We start from the raw sequence: 21,483 nt of genomic DNA, 5'->3' as shown, positions 1-21,483 counted from the left end.
AATATTGATTTCATGCTTAATAGGCCGTATTGTCAGTAATAAGGACATTTACAATGGGTGTTTCTGTAAATTACTGATTATCTATACCATGCGTTATTCTATTTACAGCATTTACAACATTTACACCCAAGCATATACACAAATCTCCGCCTTAAAAAAATTAGCACTATGACAGCCCGGAAGACACCCATGTTCAGCTTTTTCAAGGCCCCGATAACCAACAAATCACCCTACCGGCAGATCACCCTGCGGGATGCCTACCTGTATATTTCATCCGACTATGCCAAAGACAGGACACTCCGGCTTCGTCCAATTGAAGACAAAGAAGCAAACCGGAAGTTTAAATCTGCCAGCTTTGATTTTGTAACATTCAGCGGATCATTCACCAGGCGCAACGAGGCCGAACTTATTGAGCACTCCGGTTACCTGGTGCTGGACTTCGATCACCTGGAGGATGTTCAGGCGGTGAAAGCACAATTATTAAAGGACCCGTATTTTGAGACCCAGCTACTTTTTGTTTCGCCCAATGGCAACGGCCTAAAATGGGTTATCGAGATCAATGTTACAGGCCAGTACACGCACGGTGAGTATTTCGATGCGGTTAGCAATTATATACGCAGTACACACGGGATTGGGGTTGACAAGTCAGGCCGTGACGTTTGCCGGGTTTGTTTCCTGGGATGGGACCCGGATGCCTATGTGCATCCCCGGTTTCTTTTCATTAAAAAAAAGCACCAATATGACCTTTGATCCCGAAATATGGCTAATTGTCCGGAAGCCGTTCAACCCGGCTGACTGGTTGCCCGCTGCCAAAAGGAAAAAACAGTCCCGGCCAGTTGAAAGCGGAAAAAGCAAAACCGGGATCGGGCATGATATTGAAGTTATTGTCCGCCGGATTGAAGCTTACCAATTGGATTTGACCTGCAATTACAGCGATTGGCTCACCCTGGGTTTTGCCCTGGCCGATGAGTTTGGCGAAACAGGCCGCGACTGGTTCCACCGGATCAGCCGGTTTCATCCCGATTACGACCCGGAAAAGTGCGACAAACAGTTTGACCATTGCCGGGCAAACCGCCGGTACGGAATAACAATAAAGACTTTTTTCTACCTGGCCCAGTCTGCCGGGATAAATATAAAAGTATAAGATTATTAACAAGTAAAATTTAGAATTATGAAAACACAAGACGTAATCAAAATCGGAGAGAATTTTAAAATTGGCGAAGCAGTGATCACCCCGGCCATTCTTTTAGAATTAGAAACGTTACAAAGCGATGACAATTATATGCTCAAATCTGACCGCGCAGTAATTGCAGACAGCATCGCTAAAATACTAATGGACATGAACGAAAACGGGACACCAGAAACAATAGTTCTCATTAGCGACTTAGCCTCGATCTACAACAAATTGAAATATTTGAAAAGACCAACTGATTTAACAGCAACAGAGGAATTGTAATAACCAAAAAATTAAAATCATGGAAAAGAAAATTACACTTGAAGAAAACCAAACCATTGAGATCAATGGAGCAGTGTTAACGCCCAGGCTGATTGAACAGATCAAGGAGTTACAACGGAACGAAAACGAATCAATTGAATGCTTTCGGGAATATATGGCCGATGCGATATGTTTCATCGCGCGAGAGACTGTTGATTACAGTGGAATCGACAAGAAAGAAAGGACAGAAATTCTCAACACCCTCTCCTGTAACCTATCCTATTGCCGGGACTATCTTATTGAATTGCGGCGCCCGTACAATTTTAATTTATCAACAAAACAATAAAAATCAATTATTATGCAACCATCTGATTTGCTTAAAGACAGAATTCTCAAACAAAGGATTCAAGCCCTGAACGAAGTTAAAAACTACCTGATCCTGAACTCCACGGGCAACGGATCAGGGCACGACCTGGAAGCTCTCGAAAACTTGATCCATCTTGTTGATCTCGAAACCGACCTGAAAGAATTATTGGAAAATCTGCCGTTTATCACGGTTGATCTGGACGGCATATTCAGGACAGGAAAAGACGAATAAACCGGGAGAAATAATCAACATGAGAAAGTATTACGCAAAAGTTAAGCTGAATTATAGCAACCATCAGCAACCAATTAACCAGGCAAAATACACTTGCACCGCTAGTGGCAGGCAGCAAGCGATCCAGCAAATTGAACAACGGCTTAATGAGTTGCCACCTTATGTGAGTTATCAGATTATCACACTGTCTGAGAACCCGTTTGAATTATTCAACTACCGGGCTATGCTTCGTGGTGAATACCACAACGGAAAGATGTCGCCTGTTCCAATAATCGTCAAAGCAGAGAGCGCAACCGAGGCAAGCAATTTAGCCAAAGAGGTAGCCAGCAGGATCAAAGAAATAAAATCTTTCGAGATTGGACCTCCGCATTTAGTGAGTGAAAGCGAACCAGAAAACGCTAGTTTGTTTTCTAAAATGTTCTGAATATAAAAAATCCAAATTTACAAACTATGACTAAGATCGAATACGCACAACAAGCCATTAAACACCTGGCAAACATCATAACAGGATTCGAGTCCACGAAATGGCTTGGAGATATGGACCTGACACTTTTCCCCGAGCTGTCCGATAATGACGCGAATAAAATACTTGAACTAAGGGTCGTAATGGATGATTTAATTGAGTATTATGGAACCCTATCAATGAGCCTCGTTTCCTTTCTGGAGAGTAATGGGGTAGATCCTTACCCTCTTGATTCTGAATGGTGGGAACTGAAAGCAAACCGAGAGTGGGCAAAACGTTGGGGAATAAAGCGAGCTCCCTGGTATATCCGGATATTTGATAAAAGCAAATAAATCCACATCAACTATTTTTTTCACTGGCCAGGCCAGTGAAAGCAAATCCAGCCCTTTCCTGCTCTTTTTGGCTGGTGGAATCCCGGTCTGTCAACTGCCGGGATTTCTTTTTGTTTACATATCGCATAAGCTGTATTACTATGCTATCAATTCTCTTTCAAATTTACCTTTATTCCTAATAACCAGACGTATACAATCTGTCCTTTCATTTGTTACCTCCTCTTTTTACCTTCGGTTTATTATCAAAAAATAAAATGAAAATGGATCACTCATTGTCCTGTCTGGTTTCGGCTCGCCTAACCATAGAAGATTCGCGCTACCTGGAGTATATGTGTGCCAAGCGGCAAATGTCCCGGAGTGAGTTTGTCCGGCAGCTTATAATTCACGAGATAAAAAAAGAAGAAATAAAGGCAGAACATGAGCAGTGACCCGCTGTCATATTTCCTGCGTTTCTGCTCTTTGATCTGCCCAAAAAGACAGGGCGAGCTCGGGGGGGCCTCTAAAACGGATAGGTCTTTGGGCGTTTTAACGCCCCTCTGTGTTTCAATTATATTGCACATTGTCAGCGATATTCAGCGATATATTGATTTCTGAACTAATTTTTAAACTGGATAAAATGATTTTAAACATCGAAACAAAAAAAGAGCAGCCTCACCTCCGATTCGGACTAGGTGATAAAGTTTTTCTAAAGTCGGATGAGAAACGAAAAACTGCAATGACCATTACCCGCTACGCGCTTTTGTGGGATGATGATGAGTCTGACGACTATTTCGTGTCCTGGTTGAACAGCCAGGGGAAACCGGAACAAATGAGCGTTCCTGATGCAGCGTTAACCAAATAAAACAAAGGATATGGACAACAAGGTTATTCAAATACAAAATAAGCTAGTCGAACAGTGGACACCGAAAGTGATCCGTGGACTGAAATCCAATGCAACCTCGATGTTTCCCCGCGGGAAAAGTTTCGTGCTTCGAAATAAAGGCCAAAACACCAACGTAATAAAAGGAGTCGAAGATGCCCGTAAAAAAGGAATAAAAAGCTTTGTTACTCGAACAACCAAGAACGAACCCAACCTGAGTGATTCAGTGCGATCAAAGCTGTTTCGTCATTACGGTGAGGAGATTGACGGTGTTAGCTTCACTTTTGCCCGTCATGGCATTTTCGTATTGAAAGGCAAAGGCCCAGGGACTAGACAGCCAAAGGATTGGGTATTTCCTGTCCTGGACCGACACTTGCCGGAACTGGCCGATAAAATCGGAGAAATTAATGCAGATGCTATTTTAAGATCAACAGTCGAAAAATTGAAATAAGATGTCAACAAAGATTGAAAAACGCGGGGTTTACCTATTTATTGACGGTAAAGAGATCAAAAATGATATTAAATCCATCGAAAAAGAGTTCTTCAAAGCGCGCGGTGAGCTGAAAAAAATGGAAGTTGGATCAGCTGAGTATAACAAGCAGATGCAAAAGGTCGGTCAGCTAAAGTCAATGATGGACGTGCATAATAAAACCATCAGAGACACAGCAAAACAATGGAATAAAAACACGGATGCCGCCGAAAAAAACAACGGCGTTATGTCTAAGCTTTTGACCTCTGCCAAGGGTTTATTGCCTGCCTTTGGCTGGGGTGCGTTAATTGCAGGAGCGGTTAAAGGCGCAAAAGCCCTGTTTAACTTGTATGTCGAGACAGCCAAAGCCCGCCGCGAGGCTGAAAAACTGACCGGACTTTCGGGGCAACCATTGGCCGACTTTACAGCCAGGGTGCAGGCTACTGCCGACACATTCAACCGGGATTTCAATGAAGTGCTGGTTGGCGTTAACAGCTTCGCCCAAACGATGGGCATCTCCTTGGACGAAGCTTTGTCAAAAGTGAATGACGGCTTTTTGACCGGTGCGGATAATTCCGGTGAGTTTCTGGACATTCTAAAAGAGTATGGCCCCCAGCTGAAAGCCGCCGGGCTGTCTGCCGACGAATCTATTGCGCTGATCAGCCAACAGGTTAAGACTGGCATATACAGCGATAAAGGGATTGACACGATCAAAGAAGGCACTTTGCGCCTCCGCGAGATGACAACAGCTACCAGGAACGCACTGGACGGTATTGGCCTCAGTTCGTCAAACATCCAGGAGCAGTTACGGAACGGAACCATCAGCATTTTTGATTCTATTCGGATGGTTAGCAACCGGCTGGCAGAACTACCCCCGCAAAGCGCACAAGTTGGGACTGCCATTGCCGATATCTTTGGCGGCCCCGGTGAGGATGCCGGTCTGCAATTTATTACCATGCTTGGGACTGCTGAGTTGAGCCTGGACAAACTGAAAGCGGGGGCGGGCGAGAATGCCCAAGCACAGGAGAGGCTTCTGGAAGCCAACACCAGGTTGAAGCAAGCCTGGAGCGAACTGATGGGAACCGGGACCGGCACACTGGATGCCATCAAGGCTTTCTCCATCGACTTGCTGGCAACCGGTATTTCGGGACTAGCCCAAGGCATTGCCGGAATTCGGGATTGGTTTATCACGCTGTATAACGAAAGCCTACCGGTCCGTGCTGGCATCCAGTACATGCTGGCCATGTGGGAAAGTGGCTTTACCTTGGTTAAAACAGCTTTGGCCGGATTCTGGGAGCAACTCAAACTTGGAGGAAAGCTGGTAAAGGCCGTCCTTACTTTTGACCTATCCGGCATTAAAGAAGCCTTCCAGGATTACGGTGCCAACATGAAAGAGACGGTTGTAGGGAATGCGAAAAAAATTGCCGAAAGCTGGAAGGATGCCTGGAATGAAACCATGAACGGGCAGATTCAACCGGTGAAACAGTATGTTGAAGTATCAACAATTATCAAAAAGCCCGGCGAAAATACGACACCGGACACATCGACAGGCACACCGACAGGCGGGATCAGTTCTCCGGAAGATGAATTGGAGATTCCTGGTATGATTGAAAACATAGATCCCCGTGTTGAGTTGGAGGATGCTTTTACTGAAGCGGTTCTCGAAAGTAGCAAACTACGTCAACATGCTATGGATGCCGAAGCTGAAGCCGCCAGAATGAGGACTGAGGGCGAGATCCAATTACAGCAAAGAAAAAAGGAAGCATATTTATCCTCACTTGATACGATTATTTCTGTTTTTGGCGAAGAAACCAAGATTGGAAAAGCCGCATTAATTGCTAAACAAGCTTATGCCATTGCCGAGACCGTTATTAATATTGCCAAAGGTACCGGAGAAACCGCCGCTAGCGTACCATTCCCATTTAATATACCGATGATTATTGGTTTTGCTGCCCAGGTTGCAACATTGATTTCAACAATTAAAAGTGCGACTAGTAAGGTTTCTGGATATGCTGTTGGTGGATTTACTAACGGGGATCGTATTTATCGCGCCGGGGAAGCCGGTCAGGAATGGATTGCCCCCAACCGAATGCTGAACAACCCGGTTACTGGTCCGGTAATTCAGTGGCTGGAGGATTTCAGGAAAAAGCCCTACACCATCAATCCGGGTGTAATTGAAGCGGTAAGCCCTTCCAACAGGATGCCTGCTTTCAAACCTGCCGGTTCAGCGATCGCCCAAACCAATAGCCCCCAGGTGATCGTCCAATCAGACCCCAGGCTAACCGCACTCATCGACAAACTGAACAGGAAGTTGGAAGAAGGGATACACGCTAAAGCCACCATCAATAAGTATGGATCGGGCAGCTTGGATGAGGCAATAAAGGAAATCGAAAATTTTAAAAACAAAGTTTACAGAAAATAACCCCAAAATTTTAGAAAGATGGAACAAAAAAAAAATGTACGCAGACCTATTGGTTTGCCCGATGTTAAGAGTCAGGATCAAATCCGGAACATTTACCAAAAAGCCGTTGATGAAATCAATAACATCGAAGTAGAGCTACGGCTACTAGTCACCAACGACCAAGTAACAGCCCTTTATTCTGACCTGTTGTTTGAGTTGCTGAGATCGAAAGAACCGGAGAGCTGGTTGATTTCGAAGTATGTGGAGGCAAAGAACATCAACATCCCACACCTCCGAACAGACAAACTGAAAGAGCTGGGACTGTTCGATCTGCCGGATTACAGTGAGATTCTGGATAGCCATTCTTCCCTGTACCGATTGCTTGAGAAAGCAGCTGAATTACGCTTTATTTATCCTCTTCGTAAATTGATTGTCCAGGAAGATGACGGCGACTTTTTCACCCTGACAGATGATTTTGAAAGGGAGCTGATTGAGGCAACAACCAGGTTTACACAGAATGAAATCCAAAATAAAATACTTGAAGCATTGGAGACATTTGCTAAAAGCCTGAATGAGATGGATACACTGGGGATTTTTAATATCAAAAAAAATGGAATAAACATGATCTCGACCGAGCTTGGGCTTCTCTTCAACACCAACCGAAAAGAGGATATTAACCTGGTTTCGGTAAATCCGCGAGCTTTTCAAAATCGGCTACTGAGACGCTTTCATGAAGGACCGATGTATGAAATATCAAAACCAGGCAGTTTTTGGGATTAAATAAAATTCTCTCTTGAATCCTCTCCGGAAAAACACAAAGCCCGCTATCAATCAAACTGATAGCGGGCTTTTCCGTACCCGGGGCGGGAATCGAACCCGCACGATATTGCTATCACTGGATTTTGAGTCCAGCGCGTCTACCAATTCCGCCACCCGGGCCTGAATTAGCGATGCAAAAATAATGGAAAAATCGTTAGCTCAAAGCAAAACCGCCAAAAAGTTTCTCATTTCCATGCACGCAAATCCTATCCTCCCACGTATCTCATTCGTTCTAAAAGATATACCTCACAGAGATGGCTGCACCATCGCCCCAAAAACCGGTATGCCCGATCACGTTTAGCATGGGCTTCCAATCGAGCCCGATGTTTATGGGTATTTCCGAGAAGTTATACTCAATGCCCAAAATGCCATCAATACCAATCACGGTATAGTTTCCATGGTCATCGAAACGGGAAGAGTAATCGCCGTCCCAAAAACCTATGTGGGCACCAACACCGTAATACCAGTTCAAACCCGGTGTCTGAAAAGCCCGGTTGTGGATTTCATACAAGCCGGCAATTTCGAGCCCGTGCCAGCGCGAAGAAAGCAATCCTTCAACAGCACGGTTGCTATCCAGAAAATGTTTGATGGTAAGTCCGCTAAAAAATCCACCGCGCAAACCGATCCCGGTATTATAGTCCTGCGCTTTCATTTGAAAAGTGACCAATATGGCCAGTAGTAAGGTAAACGTTAATTTCTTCATGACTTTTCCTACTTTTAATTCATTCCTAAAAACGAACGAGCCCCAATTATTGTATGGAAGCATCTGCTTTTTTTACGATTATTCCGTAGATGACCAGTGCCAACGCCGAAACAGCAGCGATACCGATAAAATAATACCAGATGTAATGGGCATTTGCCGAGGCTATTGCCCAAGCTTCGTGGTTCTCGAATAAACGTGGATCTGGACAATACCTTTCGAGCAAGATACCTGATAAACCAAAGCCAACAATCGAAGAAATAAACGAATGTAAATGACTGAACCCTAGATACATTCCCTCTTCACCCTTAGGTGCCTGCAAGGAGAAGAATTCCAGGTACCGGGGAGAAATAAATGTTTCGGCGAACCCTTGAAAAGCAATCCCAACCACCATCATAAAAGCCACCGGGTGCATACCCAGGATTTCTCCGGCTGGCATCAAGTTGCCATAAGCCATAAAAAAGGCGGAGACCGGCATGATAAGCATCCCAAGCGTCATGCTGTACAAGGCCGATTTATGGCGCATTAGCTGGGTAACAAAACCCACGGTCAGGAAAACAACAAGCGGATTGACATTGGCATACCAGGAAGGGGTCGATCCTTCGCCGGCCAAGCGCAGTACATATTTGGGCATTGTTGCGTACATCTGGTGCTGTACCATCCAAAAACCGGTGACAATCAGGATCAGAATAATCAACCGGGCATTACCCAGGATTTTGAACAGCCCCTGCCATAATTCGGCAATGCTTTTGCCTTCGCCCGAATGCTTCTGCGTTTTATACATCAAAAAAACAATAACCAGTGCCACAAACGACATGGCCGATGAAAAATAACTGATCCAGACGAGGCCGCCGTTTCCCATGGCCTCACGCAAAGGCTCAACAATGGTTTTGCCGGAGAAAGCCCCGATATTTACCATCGCGTAAAAAATAGAATAGCCGCGGGCTCGGTTTTCCTCGGTGGTTTCGCGGGCTACCGTACCTGTAATCACCGACTTGATAAATGAACCTCCAAGAATAATCAAAGCCATAAACGGCACAATAAAGTACCTCGCCGATGAAGTATCCAAACCCTTAAAGTGGGTCATCTCTCCATATTCAACCAACCCGCTGCTCTCAAAAAAAGTAGGAATCAAACCCATGCCGCCATACCCCAGGGCAAGCAATAAAAAGGCAATCAACAGTGATTTTCGGAAACCAATTTTGTCGGAATAAGCGCCGGCGAAGGTTGGCAGAAAATACAACAAAGCCTGAAAAATACCCGAAATCAGGGCAGCTTCGATATCGCCAAAACCAATAATACGCGACAAATACAGTGTGATGACGATAAATACGCCGTAATAGGCAGCCCGTTCAAACAACTCAACCGTGTTTGCCACCCAAAAGGCACGCGCAAACTTCCAACCTGTTCTTTCTTTCATTCCCATTTTTTTAATCAATTTCTGCAAAAATAGAATCTTCCGGTATGTTACAAAATTATTCTTTGGTCGTTAGGGGTTTTTTGCCACTTATCCATCCTTTAAATTTAATACCTTAGCAATTGCTCACTTTTTTCAGGCTGAATGACAACCCATGAACAATCAAACCGACAAAGAACTTTTTGCCCAGCTAAAGACTGGCTACGAACCGGCCTTCAAACAGCTGTTTCTGAAATATTATGCTCCCCTTTGTTATTATGCCCGTCAGTACTTTGATGAAGATGAAAAAGCAGAAGAGGTCGTCCAGGATGTCTTCGTCCGGATTTGGGCCATGAGAACCAAACTCGACATCGAAATTTCCGTCAGGCAATACTTTTTCAGGGCGGTTAAAAACCAATGCATCAACCAACTGCAACACCAACACATCGAGCAGAAATACGCGCATACGGTTCAGGAAGATTTTAAAAATGACCGGGACACAAATCCTTATTTTATGGAAGTGGGCTTGCAACAAAAGATTGAAACCTGTATTGAGGCTCTGCCCGAAAAGCGACGGGAAATATTCCGGTTGAGCCGCGAAGAAGGGTTGAAATACAAAGAAATAGCCGATCGGCTCAACATCTCGGTAAAAACGGTGGAAACGCAAATGGGGCTGGCGTTAAAGCAATTGCGCGAACAGCTAAAAGACTATCGGGACTACCTGATTGGCTGGATGCTATTTTTCACAAAAAAAACGAAGACCATTCAGGGTGAACCTTCCGGTAAATTGTCATAGTAACAAATGGAAAAGAAAAAACATATCAGCGATGATGCCTGGGAAGCAATTGCCAAGCAGCTTTACGGGCAAGAGAATGTTGGCGGAGGAAGCCCGGCAACAGGGAGTTGGGATGCAGATCAGTTTGCTGAAATCTCGGAAACAGCGGCACAAATCGACCAATATTTCAACCTGAAAAAATTTGATGCCGAGGTGGCCTATCAACAGGTAAGGCCACGGCTCGAAACTACCCGCCCCATGCGGCAAATCAGTTGGTTCAACCAGCCGGTACTAAAAATTGCCGCCCTGGTCGTTTTCGCCTTGTTGCTTGCTTCGGTTGGCTTCTATATGGGCAACCACTCTTGGGAAAATTTGCGCACGGCCGGTGTAATCGTTGACGACTACGGCATTTCAAGAATTGAACTGGCGGACGGCTCGGTAGTCACCCTGAACCGGGACAGCAAAATCAACTACCCGGAAAAATTCAGCGCCTCAGCCCGTGAAGTTGAAATTGAAGGCGAAGCCTTTTTTGAAGTACAACCCGACCCGACCCGCCCATTCGTCATCCATGCCCGCGAAGCAACCATCAAAGTACTCGGCACCAGTTTCAACGTGAATGCCTACCCGCAAAACAACGAAATTGAAGTGGTTGTAGCTTCCGGGAAAGTGCAGGTTTCGAAAACAAAAGCTGCAACAAATCAACAAAATGATTTGATCCTGGACCCCGGCGACAAAGGCGTATTTGCTACTAAATCAAACGAATTACGAAAAAGCAAAAACGATAATCCCAATTACCTGGCCTGGAAAACAAGGGACCTGATCTTTGATAAAACTTCGCTGAAAGAAGTACTGGAACAATTAAACAAGGTTTATCGGGCACAAGTCAGAACAGCTGACCCGGAGCTGGACCAGCTGTTACTGACGGCCCGTTTCGAAAACCGCCCGCTTGATTTTATCCTCGAGGTGATTGCCCTGACGCACAACCTGGAGATGACCAATGAAAATGGACAGTATGTGTTAAAAAAGTGATGTTAACCAAAACCCATAAAGCCATGAAAACAAAAACAATAAAAAGCCTGGTGGTGCAATGGGTCACCATCGCCTTGCTGATATTCGTATCGGTTATTGCCTCGGCACAGGAACCGGAGCCCGTGCAGAAGAACCCGCTGATGGATCAAAACATCAGTATTTTCGCCGAAAATGAATCGTTGAAAAATGTTATTCAGCGCATTTGCGATTACTTCAACCTGGATTATTCCTACAACTCAAAATTGGTTGAAGGAAAACAAATCAGCCTGAACATTTCCAACAAGCCCATCCGCTATGTGCTCGACAAGCTGATGAAGGACTATTTCCTGATTTTTGACATCGAAGACAACATCCTGGTGGTGAGAGACTACATTCCGCTAAATGAAAGTGTGAAATATGACCAACAGGTAAAATTCACTCCCGGCAAAAACCTGTTTGAGTTTGCCAATCCGCGTCAAAAGTCGGTTACATTTGATTTCAAAACCGCCAGCAACCTGATCATCATCCCGGTACTTATCAACGATTCGGACACGCTGAATTTCATCCTCGACACAGGGGTGCGTTACCCGATCATCACCGAGTTGCCTTTTGTGAACAAGCTTAACCTGAATTTCATGCAACCCATTACGGTCAGCGGCCTTGGCGAAGGCGAATCGCTCACAGCCTACCGGTCGGGCAACAACACCGTGAAAATTGAGGGACTGGTTTCATACAACCAGGAAATCCATATGGTAATCAGCGAAGATTTTCAAATCTCACAGGTTCTCGGACTCCCGGTTCACGGGCTTATTGGCTTCAACCTGTTCAAGGATTTTGTGGTTGAAATTGATTACGAGAACAATAAGCTGACCCTTTCGAAACCGGAATATTACCGCGACAGGGTAAACAACAAGGATATTGTCATGCCGTTGCATTTTGAACACAACAAACCCTATGTGCGCACCACCATCATGACCGATAAAAATGAAGAAGTGTCGGTGAAGCTGCTCGTTGATACCGGCGCCAGCGATGCCATCTGGCTGTCAACCAACTCGGACGATCGTATCGGCCTGCCCGAAAAACACATCGAATCCTTCCTGGGACGCGGACTGAACGGCGACCTGTACGGAAAGAAAGGCCGCATTGGCGGAATCTGGGTCGGCCCGCTCATTCTATACGAACCCATCGTGGCTTTTCCGGAACCGGAACTGGTGGACCAAATCATTTCAGATGACCGGAACGGAACCTTGGGAGCCGAAATCCTACGAAGGTTTTACGTAACATTCGACTATCCGGGCAAGCAGATTAAACTTCGCCCAACCAGCCGGGTCAAAGAAGAATTTAATTACAACATGAGTGGACTCGATATTTCAAACCCGTTCCCCGGAATGCCGGTTTTCACCATCGACAAGGTTCGCGCCAACTCGCCGGCCTACTATGCAGGCCTGATGGAAAACGACCAAATACTGGACGTCAACCGAACCAGTCACCGCTCCTTATCGTTAAACGACATTAATCTGTTGCTGCAAAGCAAGGAAGACCGAAAAATATCAATGACGGTGCTGCGAAACGGCGAAGAAATAAAAACATCATTTACCTTGCAGAGAATCTTTTAATGGGGAAATCGCTTCAAATTGCCGGCTTCATGCTGCTGTGGTGCTTATCGTTTCAGGTGGCGGCACAGGAGGATGAAGCCTTTGTTTTGAAGAAGAAAATCAGTCTCCACCTGCACGACCAACCTGTTGCCCGCGTATTGGAAGAAATTTCGCGACAGGCCGGGATCGATTTATCGTACGACCCGGCCGTCATTCATACCGACCAGGTTATTTCGGTTGATTTTGATGACCAGGAAACCTGCCTGGCATTGGAGGAAGTGCTGGGAACCCGTTATCGGTTCCAGGTATTCGGGCACCAGCTCATTATCACCCTAAAAGACGACGGACCACCGGCAGATGGCTTTCCGGACACTAAGTCACCGGGGGTGCAAAAAATATCGGGCGTGCTCACCGATGCCCGCACCCGCGAAACCATTCCGTTTGCCAGCATTTCGTTCCTGAACAGGCCTTTCGGCACCATCACCAATCGGGATGGCGCCTTCGAGTTAAAAATCCCGGAACATTACCGGCACGACACGCTGGTGTTTTCGTGCCTGGGGTATGCGCGTGTGATGGCCCTGCCAGACACCCTCGCTCCGGAGGCCTTTAACCTGGCCATGCAGCCGGTAGCTATCCGGCTGAGAGAAATCAAAGTGACTGCCATTGACCCGATTGACATCTTGGACAAACTAGCGGACCGCATTCCCGAAAACTATCCGGAAGAAAGCCGGCTGATGACTTCTTTCTACCGGGAAGTTCTTCTGCAAGATAAAAGCTATATCAACGTTTCCGAGGCCATCATACAAATCCTGAAAGCGCCTTACGGCAACCTGTTCCGCGACGACCGAATCCGCTTCCTGAAAGGCCGGAAAAGCGCCAACGTGGAGCCATTTAAATGGGTCGATTTTAAAATGCAGGGCGGACCGTATTACATCACCAAGCTGGACGTGGTCAAAACAGTGGATTCATTCCTGGATCCGAATTACCGGAACTTTTACCGGTTCGAAATGGATTATGCGGTCAACTACGTGGGCAGGCCTACGTATGTGGTTCTTTTCAGGCCGGAAGGGAAAATCGACTTTCCCCGTTACGAAGGAAAACTGTTTATCGACCAGGAAACCTACGCGCTTGTACATGCCGAATTCAGTCTGGGAAAAAGCGGGATGAAGTTTGCACGTGAATCGCTCATCCGCAAAAAACCAAAAGGATTTAACGTTCGCCCGCTCGATCTGGACTACCAGGTTACCTACAAGCTGCATGAGGGGCGCTGGCACCTGAACACTGCCCAAACATCGGTCCGCTTTCGGGTGCGGAGCCGGAAGGACAACATCAACTCGGTTTTCCACAGCATTTCCGATTTGCTGGTAACCAGCCATGAACCCACCAACATCCGACGCTTTTTAAAAGATGAAACCTTTATGCCCAGCGATATTTTCACCGAAATGATCATTGACTACGACCGTGAATTCTGGGGAAATTTCAACACCATTCAGCCCAACGATGATTTAAAAAAAGCCATCAAAACCATGAACCAAGAACTTGAAATTCTACAGGAAGGGGACCTGTCTCCGTCGCAATATTAACCCATCAACCTACATAATATGAAACGTATAATTGCACTTTTTCTTTTCACTGCCATCACACTGGGCAGTATGGCCCAAGACCCGGACCAGATCGGAAAGATACACGAAAAACTGGGTCAATATTTTCAATACAACCCGATTGAAAGCATCTACCTCATCACCGATAAGGAAGTTTACAAACCCGGCGAAACACTCTGGTTTAATGGATTTACAGGCCAACTGGACAAGCAAGGGCTGGCTCAGTCCGGCCAGGACATCAACGTGGCGCTTTACGACACCTCCGGCAAACCAGTAGTAGGCGATGTGTACCGTATTTCGAACGGGTTGGCTTCGGGCGACATCATTTTGCCCATAACCCTCGTGCCAGGGGAATACGCACTCGCAGCCCACACGCCCGCCATGCAGCATGGCGACGAGGCTTTTATCAAGTTGATTTTCATCGACCCGATGGACAAGAACGAAGTAATTGCCCGGGTAGAAAGTGCCCCGAAATTTCTGGTGCCCGGTGCCAACAACCTGGTTGAACTTTCGCTGGCAGAACTCTCGGGAGATGCCTTTTCGTCGAACCGGATCAAATATGAGTTACTGGAACAGGATCAGGTTTTGCTGAAAGGTAAACTGAAAACCGGACCTGGCGGAAAACTGCGCATCAACCTGGAAATTCCGGAAAAAGAATACAGCCAGCCAGTCGTGCTGCATATCACCGATAAGAACCTGAATTTTTCGCGCACGTTTCCTGTGAACACCGAAAAACTGAATGTTCAGTTTTATGCAGAAGGCGGAAACTTTGTGGCTGGGACTCCCTTGAAAGTTGGGTATCAGGTAACCAATGCCTGGGGCCAACCGGTTGACATCACAGCCGAAATCCTGAGTGAGGATGCCGGGACGGTGATGCAAACCAAAACGCTGGTTCCGGGCTTTGGCGTTTTTCCGTTGCAAGCGCAAGCCGGTGTACAATACAAACTACACGTTACCAGCGATCGGGGTTCCGGGCAGAAATTTGAGTTGCCTGCTTTTCAAACCAATGGATTCGTGTGCTCTATCCCAAAAACCGATGACGAATTTATTTACGCCAACCTGGTTTTTACCGACGGACAATCACATACGATCAACTTGCTGGCCACCCGCGGCAACCAACTGTTTTGGGCTTCCGAGATGAAAGTGGACGGAGCCGTTCGCGCCAAAATCCCCAAGGAGAACTTTCCGCAGGGGCTCTGCCTGCTTGCTGCCTTCGACGAGGCCGGGAAACCAATTGGCGAACGCATGCTTTATATCGAGAAGGGCCAGTCACTGAACATGGAGCTGGAAACAAGCACAAACTCAGTTACCACCGGGAAGCCTTTCACCCTGACGATAAAAACAATTCCCCGATCGGGCAACCCGGCGCCGGGGATCGCAAGCGTATCTGTCAGCGCTGGAATGAAAAACCTGGATCCGACCGCTCCGTTCTCTCCATGCTTCGAGGTAAACAACTTCCTGGAAAGTAAGATTCCTGGTCTGGGACAACTGACCGAACGGGGAACATTGCCCGAACATTCGTTAAATTACCTGCTTATCTGCAACCGTTTCCGTAACTTTTCCTGGCCCGACGTGCTGGCATTCGACCCGGAGAACCTGTCGGCCAACCCAACCGGGAACTGGTTGTCGGGCGTTGTACTCGACCGGAACAACCATCCGGTGGGCAATGCAAAAGTAAGCCTGGTGAACGCCGGTAACGCACAAATCATGACCATCACCACCGACGAGAACGGACATTTTATTTTTCAGGGGATCGCTTCGGACGAGCAGGCAAATTATGTGATAAAGGCGATCGATGCCGCAGGAAATGATCAGCTAACTATTTCTTATGAACGGGGTTTTGGAGACAAGCTACAGCGGCAAATCCAACAATTTATGACTCAGCAGTCATTAACCGAACGCCCGCTGCCAGATGCCCGGTTTTTTGCCGATAATACTGGCCTTTTCTCCGAAATTCGAAAAACATCATCGCCTGAACCGAAAAAGAACGAATCGTATAAACAAATGCTTAGCTCGGGATCATCCCTAATGGATGCAATCAAAACAATAAAGCCCTACACGCTTGACGGAGATAAAATCATCTTCCCGGGAGGACAGAATTCGCTGTTGGCACAGGATGGTGCTCTGATTGTGATCGACGGTCAAAAAATGGGAACCAGCTCATCGGTTCTGAACAGCATGTCGCCCAATGATGTGGAATCGATCAACGTATCAACCAGTCCGATGGATATTTTGCGTTACACCGGCCTGAACTCAGTGGGGCTGATCGAGATTAATACCAAGCGAGGGGAAATCGTATCTGAGCCCGTTGCTCCAACCGAAAACCTGTACCGGGACGCCTACCGCATTTCGCGCGATTTTGCCCAAACCATGCTCGAGCCGGGAAATAAAGACCAAACCACCTTGTATTGGAACCCGGCTATAACTTTCGACGAAACGGGCACGGCCACCTTACAAATACCAACCAATAACGTTACCGGTAGTTTTCAAATTGAAGTGATTGGCATTGACGAACAGGGACGAATCGGTAAAGCGTTGCAAAACATTCAGATAGAAAAATAATCCCCGGGAAAGCCCTTTCGACCTCACGGAAGGGCCTTCTCAAACCAATCTCTCCAGCAATCGATCTGCAAAAATATGCTCGGTTTCAAGATCGGTTTTCAATTCGTAAATAACTGGCTGCAACACCTCTTCGGCGTGGTTTATTCCGACAAGTTTTTCAGAAAGCTTCCGGCTCAGATTGGCAGAAATGGCACCTTCCCAATGCGATTCTTTGATTTTGCCTTTTTCAACATGAAGGGAAAAAACCAGGCTCCCGTTTGCCGTCGCCAGCTCATTACGGTATTTGTATTTGGGCGAATAGCCATAAATCCAGTCCCACTGGCTGTATTTTTCGTTTCTCAACTGACGGATGGCCTGCCGGTCGTCGTCCGAAAAATTGAGGAATTGGCGCTTCGGAAAGCTTTGCGCAACTTCCTCAAAAATAAAACGGGCAAACTCATCCACCGACATCGGGTGCGGCAAACAGGCGGCAATGTTGGTCACGTCGCTGCGGTTCGACTGTACAGCTTTATCTTCGAAACGCGACAAATCAACCTTTAGTGCGTTTCTCAGCTTCTCCAACTGACTATTAAACAACAACGTACCGTGATGCAGCACTCGCTTTTTGAAAACATGCTCGGCATTGCCCGAAATTTTTTTGCCGCCAATCAGCAGGTCGTTCCTCCCGGTGGAATAGGCATCCAGTCCCAGCTTTTGAAGCACCTCGACAATGGGTTGGGTAAAAACCTTAAAGTTAACGTCTTCGAGCCGGTCCACATTCTTGATAAATGTAAAATTCAGGTTTCCGGGATCGTGAAAAACAGTGCCGCCGCCCGATAAACGCCGGGCCACTTTGATGTGATGGTCGCGTACATAACGGTGGTTTATTTCGGCCAGCGCATTTTGGTGTTTGCCCACTACGATGGAGCTTTCGCTCCGCCACAACATGAAAATGTCGTCGGTGAAGCGCTTCAACAGGTACTCCTCGGTAGCCAGATTGAAATATGGGTCAAGATCGGTTGGATGTAAACAAAGTACAGTCATGCGGCAAATTTAGCTAAAACTCCAGGATGATTCCGATAGCCGGCAAAACTGTCCCGGAGGTATTTTCAACCTGTTTTAGTACATAGCGACCTCCGTTATCAGTTGTAATAAACTGCCCGTTAACGTCTTCCGCACGTACCAATATATCTCTGTCCTGGTTCTTAAAGTTGTACAGGTTTTGAATGTCGAGGTAAAACTTGGCCGTAATTTTGTTCAGATAATACGCTTTGTCAATCCGCACATCCAGCTGGTGAAACGGGTCGAAACGCCGGCTGTTCCAATTGCCTGTATCCAGAAAAGGACCGTTGTTCAGGTTCCAGGCTTCCACCAGCGACGAACGGTCCAAATCGTAAGGTGTGAACGGCAGCCCACCCACCCAACGCCACCGTGCCCCGACGCTCCAGTCGCGTTTCAACTTTTTGGTAGTGGTCAATACCAGCAAGTGCTTACTGTCCCAGCTCGAAACCGTAAAATTCCCGCTCTTGTCCTCAAACTCACTGCGCACCAAGGTGTACGACAAATTAAAATTAAAACGGTTTGAGTTGGCGATGCGTGTTTGGAATTCCAGTCCATAAGCCCTTCCTTCTGAAACAGAAACCAATTCTTCGCTACCAACCACACCATAATCGGCACCGAGGTTGGCTAAACTAACCGAATCTTTCACCGAAAACGGATACTGACCATAATCCTTCAGAAAGCCCTCCAAGGTAAAAACCACATTGGATTTCGGTTGATACTCGAGGCCGCCAATCAGGTGTTTGGCCCGTATATATTTCAATCCGTTCGTTTTATTAACGTATTCTCCATCATTTTTAAATCCCAACGCCGTATATGGAGGCAATTGATAATAAATACCAGTATTAAAGTTGAAGCTCCAATTAGCAGCAAACCGGTAAGAAGCAGACAATCGAGGGGAGAACTGATTGAAAGGCGAGCGCATAGTTGATGTGTAATCGGCGGCATCAATACGCACTCCAAGTGACAAATCGAGTTGATCATTCAGCAGCCGATGGCTGGCCTGGCCAAATAAACCCCACTTCATCAGATGCAGTTTCGTGTCAAAATTTATATCCAGAATGCCATCCGGATAAAATCGCTTATTACGGGTAACATTCGTATAAGTAACCACGTCCAGGCTACCACCATAGTTTATTTTGGCCTTGCCGAATCGGGAAGTATTCTCATACCGCAATTTATTTTCAATTTCTTCCGATTGATAATACAGTGTTCTATTATCCGGCGAACTTTCATCATTATCCAGAAACTTCACGGCCTTATTACTCAGGTGGCTGCGGCTGAGGACAATCGTTTGGAACCCATTTTCGCGAAAATGCTTGTACACCAAACCGGCCGTATAGCTCCATTGGTCATTTTCGGGCAAAGAAGCCAGGATGAATTTCTGCTGGTCATCGGGCTGATCAATGTCCAGGTTCAAAACAGATTGGTCGATAGCCCCCAGGCCAATGAAAGAAATTTCATTTTTGCGGTCCAGCCGGGTCTTCACTTTCACCTGAAAATCGTTGAAAGTAGGAAGGAAAGGAAGTTCGAGCAAGCTAAACAGCAATTGCAGGTACGAACGGCGCGCCGAAACAATGTACGTTGTATTTTCGCCAACCGGCCCGTCAAAAGTCGCCGTTACTTCCGAAGCGCCCACCGAAGTTTTTGCCCGAAACTTATCGGGATTGCCATCCACCTGGAAAAACTCGAACACCCCACTCATCGCATTGCCCCGATTGGCGGGGAATGCACCGGAAAAATAATTCACCTCGCGCAACAGGTCGGCATTGATAATTCCGACCGGCCCGCCTGAAGCCCCCTGCGTGGCAAAGTGATTGATATTGGGCACCTCCACGCCATCCAGAAAAAACCGGCTTTCCGAGGGACCCCCGCCCCTGATGATTATATCGTTCCTGAATGAAGGCGTGGACTGTACGCCCGGAAACGATTGGATGACTTTGGAAATATCGCGGTTGGCCCCCGGGCTGTTTTCAATCTCCGAAATGCCGATATTTTTGAGTGACAGCGGACTTTCTTCCGTTTTTCTGAACAAAGAGGCAGTCACCGTAATTTCCTGCAACTGGGTATTGCTTTTTTCCAGGGCTACATCCAGGTTGGCCGGTTTCAGGTTACTGATTTCCACCTCCGATGAAATCACATCCCGGTAGCCGATATACGAAACCTGGAGCCTGACAAAGCCGGTTGGAAGTCCGGTAATCCGGTAAGTACCATCTTCATCGGAAACAGTTCCGATGGTTGTTCCGGCAACCACGACATTGACAAATGGCAACCCCTGATTGCTCGAAGCATCAAAAATACGTCCTTGTATGGATGCGTGTTGAGCCGCAACACCAATACTGACACACATCAAGATAAATGCAAAAGTGAGCCTTACCACCTGTTTCATCGTGCATATTTAATTTTCAACCAATTTCCTGCCAAAGCTGAATGATTATCTTTGTCAAGCATTGTAGCCTGAATTATGGAATGGCTGTCTAATTATTGTTTCTGGTAATTAAACAAAGTTAGGCATTCCTTGTTCGGTCGTCTTCATTCAGCAAAATAAACCATAGAATTATGAGAGTTGTTGTGCAACGGGTTTCGCAGGCGTCGGTAACCATCAACCAGGAAGTAAAATCAGCTATCAGCTGCGGATTGTTAATTTTTATGGGCATTGAGGATGCCGATACCGATGAGGATATCGATTGGTTAGTGAAAAAAGTCAGCCAATTACGCATTTTTAACGACGATAATGGGGTGATGAACCGCTCACTGACGGAGATTAACGGCGACGCCCTGGTGATCAGCCAGTTTACACTGCACGCCAGCACCAAAAAGGGAAACCGCCCGTCGTACATCCGGGCATCCAAGGCCGACTTTGCCATACCGATGTATGAAAAGTTTATCCGGGAACTGTCGGCAAAACTGGGGAAACCTGTTGGCAGCGGCGAGTTTGGGGCCGACATGAAAGTGGCTTTGATAAACGACGGACCAGTGACCATCATGCTGGATACGAAGTTTAAAGAGTTTTAAGATTCTGTTTAACTTGAATTACAGAATTTCGTATAAGCAACATGACATAAATTTATTTTGAATGAAACAAACAAATAATCAGGCGGTTTCTTTACCTCAGGCACAACAATTGGTTGACAACTGGATCAAAACGATTGGGGTGCGCTATTTCAGCGAGCTGACCAACCTGGCCATCTTAACCGAGGAAGTTGGGGAATTGGCCCGGTTAATGGCCCGTAAATACGGCGACCAGTCCTACAAAAAATCAGACGAAGGGAAAGACCTGGGCGACGAAATGGCCGATGTGCTTTGGGTACTCATCTGTTTGGCCAATCAAACAGGGGTGGATTTGAACGTAGCCTTCCTGAAAAATATGGAAAAGAAAACAAACCGGGACAAAGACCGGCATCAGAATAATGAAAAACTAAAATAGAAAGC

Annotated in this window: 23 protein-coding genes and 1 tRNA gene; 19 read left to right on the top strand and 5 right to left on the bottom strand. The window is 46.5% G+C overall.

Features of this window, described 5'->3' with window-relative positions:
* Window positions 1-168 precede the first annotated feature (168 nt).
* From N2K84_RS12215 to N2K84_RS12160, 12 genes are all read left to right on the top strand, one after another.
* Window positions 169-750, top strand: a complete 582-nt coding sequence (locus N2K84_RS12215) for a BT4734/BF3469 family protein (protein WP_282592101.1) — start codon at window positions 169-171, stop codon at window positions 748-750.
* Entirely contained in the window at window positions 740-1,144 is a 405-nt protein-coding gene (locus tag N2K84_RS12210; RefSeq protein WP_282592100.1) for a PriCT-2 domain-containing protein, read from the top strand. Before N2K84_RS12215 ends, N2K84_RS12210 begins: the two co-directional genes overlap by 11 nt.
* A 27-nt stretch (window positions 1,145-1,171) precedes the next feature.
* Window positions 1,172-1,456 (top strand): hypothetical protein, encoded by a 285-nt coding sequence (locus N2K84_RS12205; RefSeq protein ID WP_282592099.1) that lies wholly within the window; start codon window positions 1,172-1,174, stop codon window positions 1,454-1,456.
* Between the two features lie 19 nt (window positions 1,457-1,475).
* Window positions 1,476-1,781, top strand: coding sequence for a hypothetical protein (locus tag N2K84_RS12200; RefSeq protein ID WP_282592098.1), 306 nt, complete (start codon window positions 1,476-1,478; stop codon window positions 1,779-1,781).
* 12 nt (window positions 1,782-1,793) lie between these two features.
* Window positions 1,794-2,033 carry a hypothetical protein gene (locus N2K84_RS12195; RefSeq protein WP_282592097.1) on the top strand — a complete coding sequence of 80 codons (240 nt, stop codon included), beginning with the start codon at window positions 1,794-1,796 and terminating at the stop codon, window positions 2,031-2,033.
* 19 nt (window positions 2,034-2,052) lie between these two features.
* The gene (locus tag N2K84_RS12190) at window positions 2,053-2,457 is read left to right on the top strand and encodes a hypothetical protein (protein ID WP_282592096.1); all 405 of its coding nucleotides are present in this window, start codon (window positions 2,053-2,055) and stop codon (window positions 2,455-2,457) included.
* A 26-nt stretch (window positions 2,458-2,483) separates the two neighbouring features.
* Window positions 2,484-2,828: a hypothetical protein gene (locus tag N2K84_RS12185; protein ID WP_282592095.1), complete on the top strand. Its 345-nt coding sequence runs from the start codon at window positions 2,484-2,486 to the stop codon at window positions 2,826-2,828.
* 260 nt (window positions 2,829-3,088) lie between these two features.
* The gene (locus tag N2K84_RS12180; RefSeq protein WP_282592094.1) at window positions 3,089-3,256 is read left to right on the top strand and encodes a ribbon-helix-helix protein, CopG family; all 168 of its coding nucleotides are present in this window, start codon (window positions 3,089-3,091) and stop codon (window positions 3,254-3,256) included.
* A gap of 188 nt (window positions 3,257-3,444) precedes the next feature.
* Window positions 3,445-3,669 (top strand): hypothetical protein, encoded by a 225-nt coding sequence (locus N2K84_RS12175; RefSeq protein ID WP_282592093.1) that lies wholly within the window; start codon window positions 3,445-3,447, stop codon window positions 3,667-3,669.
* 10 nt (window positions 3,670-3,679) lie between these two features.
* On the top strand, window positions 3,680-4,138 hold the full coding sequence (locus tag N2K84_RS12170) for a hypothetical protein (protein ID WP_282592092.1): 459 nt from the start codon (window positions 3,680-3,682) through the stop codon (window positions 4,136-4,138).
* A 1-nt stretch (window position 4,139) separates the two neighbouring features.
* Window positions 4,140-6,578 (top strand): phage tail tape measure protein, encoded by a 2,439-nt coding sequence (locus N2K84_RS12165; RefSeq protein WP_282592091.1) that lies wholly within the window; start codon window positions 4,140-4,142, stop codon window positions 6,576-6,578.
* An 18-nt stretch (window positions 6,579-6,596) separates the two neighbouring features.
* On the top strand, window positions 6,597-7,337 hold the full coding sequence (locus N2K84_RS12160) for a hypothetical protein (RefSeq protein ID WP_282592090.1): 741 nt from the start codon (window positions 6,597-6,599) through the stop codon (window positions 7,335-7,337).
* A 75-nt stretch (window positions 7,338-7,412) separates the two neighbouring features.
* Here N2K84_RS12160 and N2K84_RS12155 read toward each other — a convergent pair.
* The 3 genes from N2K84_RS12155 to N2K84_RS12145 form a co-directional block, all read right to left on the bottom strand.
* A tRNA-Leu gene (locus tag N2K84_RS12155) sits at window positions 7,413-7,496 on the bottom strand.
* 112 nt (window positions 7,497-7,608) lie between these two features.
* Entirely contained in the window at window positions 7,609-8,079 is a 471-nt protein-coding gene (locus N2K84_RS12150) for a hypothetical protein (RefSeq protein ID WP_282592089.1), read from the bottom strand.
* 46 nt (window positions 8,080-8,125) lie between these two features.
* Window positions 8,126-9,496 carry an MFS transporter gene (locus N2K84_RS12145; protein WP_282592088.1) on the bottom strand — a complete coding sequence of 457 codons (1,371 nt, stop codon included), beginning with the start codon at window positions 9,494-9,496 and terminating at the stop codon, window positions 8,126-8,128.
* Window positions 9,497-9,647: 151 nt separating this feature from the next.
* Between N2K84_RS12145 and N2K84_RS12140 the strand changes: the two genes are divergently transcribed.
* The 5 genes from N2K84_RS12140 to N2K84_RS12120 are packed head-to-tail and all read left to right on the top strand — an operon-like array spanning window position 9,648 to window position 17,013.
* Window positions 9,648-10,268 carry an RNA polymerase sigma-70 factor gene (locus N2K84_RS12140; protein ID WP_282592087.1) on the top strand — a complete coding sequence of 207 codons (621 nt, stop codon included), beginning with the start codon at window positions 9,648-9,650 and terminating at the stop codon, window positions 10,266-10,268.
* A 6-nt stretch (window positions 10,269-10,274) separates the two neighbouring features.
* A complete protein-coding gene (locus tag N2K84_RS12135; RefSeq protein ID WP_282592086.1) occupies window positions 10,275-11,276 on the top strand; it encodes a FecR family protein in 1,002 nt (333 codons plus the stop codon).
* A gap of 23 nt (window positions 11,277-11,299) precedes the next feature.
* Window positions 11,300-12,871 (top strand): aspartyl protease family protein, encoded by a 1,572-nt coding sequence (locus N2K84_RS12130; protein ID WP_282592085.1) that lies wholly within the window; start codon window positions 11,300-11,302, stop codon window positions 12,869-12,871.
* Window positions 12,871-14,433 carry a carboxypeptidase-like regulatory domain-containing protein gene (locus N2K84_RS12125; protein ID WP_282592084.1) on the top strand — a complete coding sequence of 521 codons (1,563 nt, stop codon included), beginning with the start codon at window positions 12,871-12,873 and terminating at the stop codon, window positions 14,431-14,433. The genes N2K84_RS12130 and N2K84_RS12125 overlap by 1 nt, the downstream gene beginning before the upstream one ends.
* 18 nt (window positions 14,434-14,451) lie before the next feature.
* Window positions 14,452-17,013, top strand: a complete 2,562-nt coding sequence (locus N2K84_RS12120; RefSeq protein WP_282592083.1) for an MG2 domain-containing protein — start codon at window positions 14,452-14,454, stop codon at window positions 17,011-17,013.
* 39 nt (window positions 17,014-17,052) lie between these two features.
* Here N2K84_RS12120 and lplA read toward each other — a convergent pair whose 3' ends face one another.
* Both lplA and N2K84_RS12110 read right to left on the bottom strand, forming a co-directional pair.
* Window positions 17,053-18,036, bottom strand: a complete 984-nt coding sequence (gene lplA, locus N2K84_RS12115; RefSeq protein WP_282592082.1) for a lipoate--protein ligase — start codon at window positions 18,034-18,036, stop codon at window positions 17,053-17,055.
* 13 nt (window positions 18,037-18,049) lie between these two features.
* Entirely contained in the window at window positions 18,050-20,440 is a 2,391-nt protein-coding gene (locus N2K84_RS12110; RefSeq protein WP_282592081.1) for a TonB-dependent receptor, read from the bottom strand.
* Window positions 20,441-20,610: 170 nt separating this feature from the next.
* Between N2K84_RS12110 and dtd the strand changes: the two genes are divergently transcribed.
* Together dtd and N2K84_RS12100 are read left to right on the top strand one after the other, a co-directional pair.
* Complete coding sequence (dtd, locus tag N2K84_RS12105) at window positions 20,611-21,066, top strand: D-aminoacyl-tRNA deacylase (RefSeq protein ID WP_282592080.1); 456 nt, start codon at window positions 20,611-20,613, stop codon at window positions 21,064-21,066.
* 61 nt (window positions 21,067-21,127) lie between these two features.
* Window positions 21,128-21,478 carry a nucleotide pyrophosphohydrolase gene (locus tag N2K84_RS12100; RefSeq protein ID WP_282592079.1) on the top strand — a complete coding sequence of 117 codons (351 nt, stop codon included), beginning with the start codon at window positions 21,128-21,130 and terminating at the stop codon, window positions 21,476-21,478.
* Window positions 21,479-21,483: the final 5 nt, after the last annotated feature.

It is taken from the genome of Gaoshiqia sediminis (assembly GCF_025907915.1).
GTDB classification, from domain to species: domain Bacteria; phylum Bacteroidota; class Bacteroidia; order Bacteroidales; family Prolixibacteraceae; genus Gaoshiqia; species Gaoshiqia sediminis.
The sequence above is the reverse complement of the archived record's forward strand: the minus strand, read 5'-3'. Positions and strand labels throughout refer to the sequence as shown.

Coding starts and splice junctions, on each gene's coding strand:
- N2K84_RS12180 (WP_282592094.1), top strand. CDS start 3,089: ATGGATCACTCATTGTCCTGTCTGGTTTCGGCTCGCCTAACCATAGAA.
- N2K84_RS12215 (WP_282592101.1), top strand. CDS start 169: ATGACAGCCCGGAAGACACCCATGTTCAGCTTTTTCAAGGCCCCGATA.
- N2K84_RS12200 (WP_282592098.1), top strand. CDS start 1,476: ATGGAAAAGAAAATTACACTTGAAGAAAACCAAACCATTGAGATCAAT.
- N2K84_RS12130 (WP_282592085.1), top strand. CDS start 11,300: ATGAAAACAAAAACAATAAAAAGCCTGGTGGTGCAATGGGTCACCATC.
- N2K84_RS12170 (WP_282592092.1), top strand. CDS start 3,680: ATGGACAACAAGGTTATTCAAATACAAAATAAGCTAGTCGAACAGTGG.
- lplA (WP_282592082.1), bottom strand. CDS start 18,036: ATGACTGTACTTTGTTTACATCCAACCGATCTTGACCCATATTTCAAT.
- N2K84_RS12185 (WP_282592095.1), top strand. CDS start 2,484: ATGACTAAGATCGAATACGCACAACAAGCCATTAAACACCTGGCAAAC.
- N2K84_RS12165 (WP_282592091.1), top strand. CDS start 4,140: ATGTCAACAAAGATTGAAAAACGCGGGGTTTACCTATTTATTGACGGT.
- N2K84_RS12145 (WP_282592088.1), bottom strand. CDS start 9,496: ATGAAAGAAAGAACAGGTTGGAAGTTTGCGCGTGCCTTTTGGGTGGCA.
- N2K84_RS12160 (WP_282592090.1), top strand. CDS start 6,597: ATGGAACAAAAAAAAAATGTACGCAGACCTATTGGTTTGCCCGATGTT.
- N2K84_RS12150 (WP_282592089.1), bottom strand. CDS start 8,079: ATGAAGAAATTAACGTTTACCTTACTACTGGCCATATTGGTCACTTTT.
- dtd (WP_282592080.1), top strand. CDS start 20,611: ATGAGAGTTGTTGTGCAACGGGTTTCGCAGGCGTCGGTAACCATCAAC.
- N2K84_RS12175 (WP_282592093.1), top strand. CDS start 3,445: ATGATTTTAAACATCGAAACAAAAAAAGAGCAGCCTCACCTCCGATTC.
- N2K84_RS12205 (WP_282592099.1), top strand. CDS start 1,172: ATGAAAACACAAGACGTAATCAAAATCGGAGAGAATTTTAAAATTGGC.
- N2K84_RS12210 (WP_282592100.1), top strand. CDS start 740: ATGACCTTTGATCCCGAAATATGGCTAATTGTCCGGAAGCCGTTCAAC.
- N2K84_RS12135 (WP_282592086.1), top strand. CDS start 10,275: ATGGAAAAGAAAAAACATATCAGCGATGATGCCTGGGAAGCAATTGCC.
- N2K84_RS12195 (WP_282592097.1), top strand. CDS start 1,794: ATGCAACCATCTGATTTGCTTAAAGACAGAATTCTCAAACAAAGGATT.
- N2K84_RS12100 (WP_282592079.1), top strand. CDS start 21,128: ATGAAACAAACAAATAATCAGGCGGTTTCTTTACCTCAGGCACAACAA.
- N2K84_RS12125 (WP_282592084.1), top strand. CDS start 12,871: ATGGGGAAATCGCTTCAAATTGCCGGCTTCATGCTGCTGTGGTGCTTA.
- N2K84_RS12110 (WP_282592081.1), bottom strand. CDS start 20,440: ATGAAACAGGTGGTAAGGCTCACTTTTGCATTTATCTTGATGTGTGTC.
- N2K84_RS12190 (WP_282592096.1), top strand. CDS start 2,053: ATGAGAAAGTATTACGCAAAAGTTAAGCTGAATTATAGCAACCATCAG.
- N2K84_RS12140 (WP_282592087.1), top strand. CDS start 9,648: ATGAACAATCAAACCGACAAAGAACTTTTTGCCCAGCTAAAGACTGGC.
- N2K84_RS12120 (WP_282592083.1), top strand. CDS start 14,452: ATGAAACGTATAATTGCACTTTTTCTTTTCACTGCCATCACACTGGGC.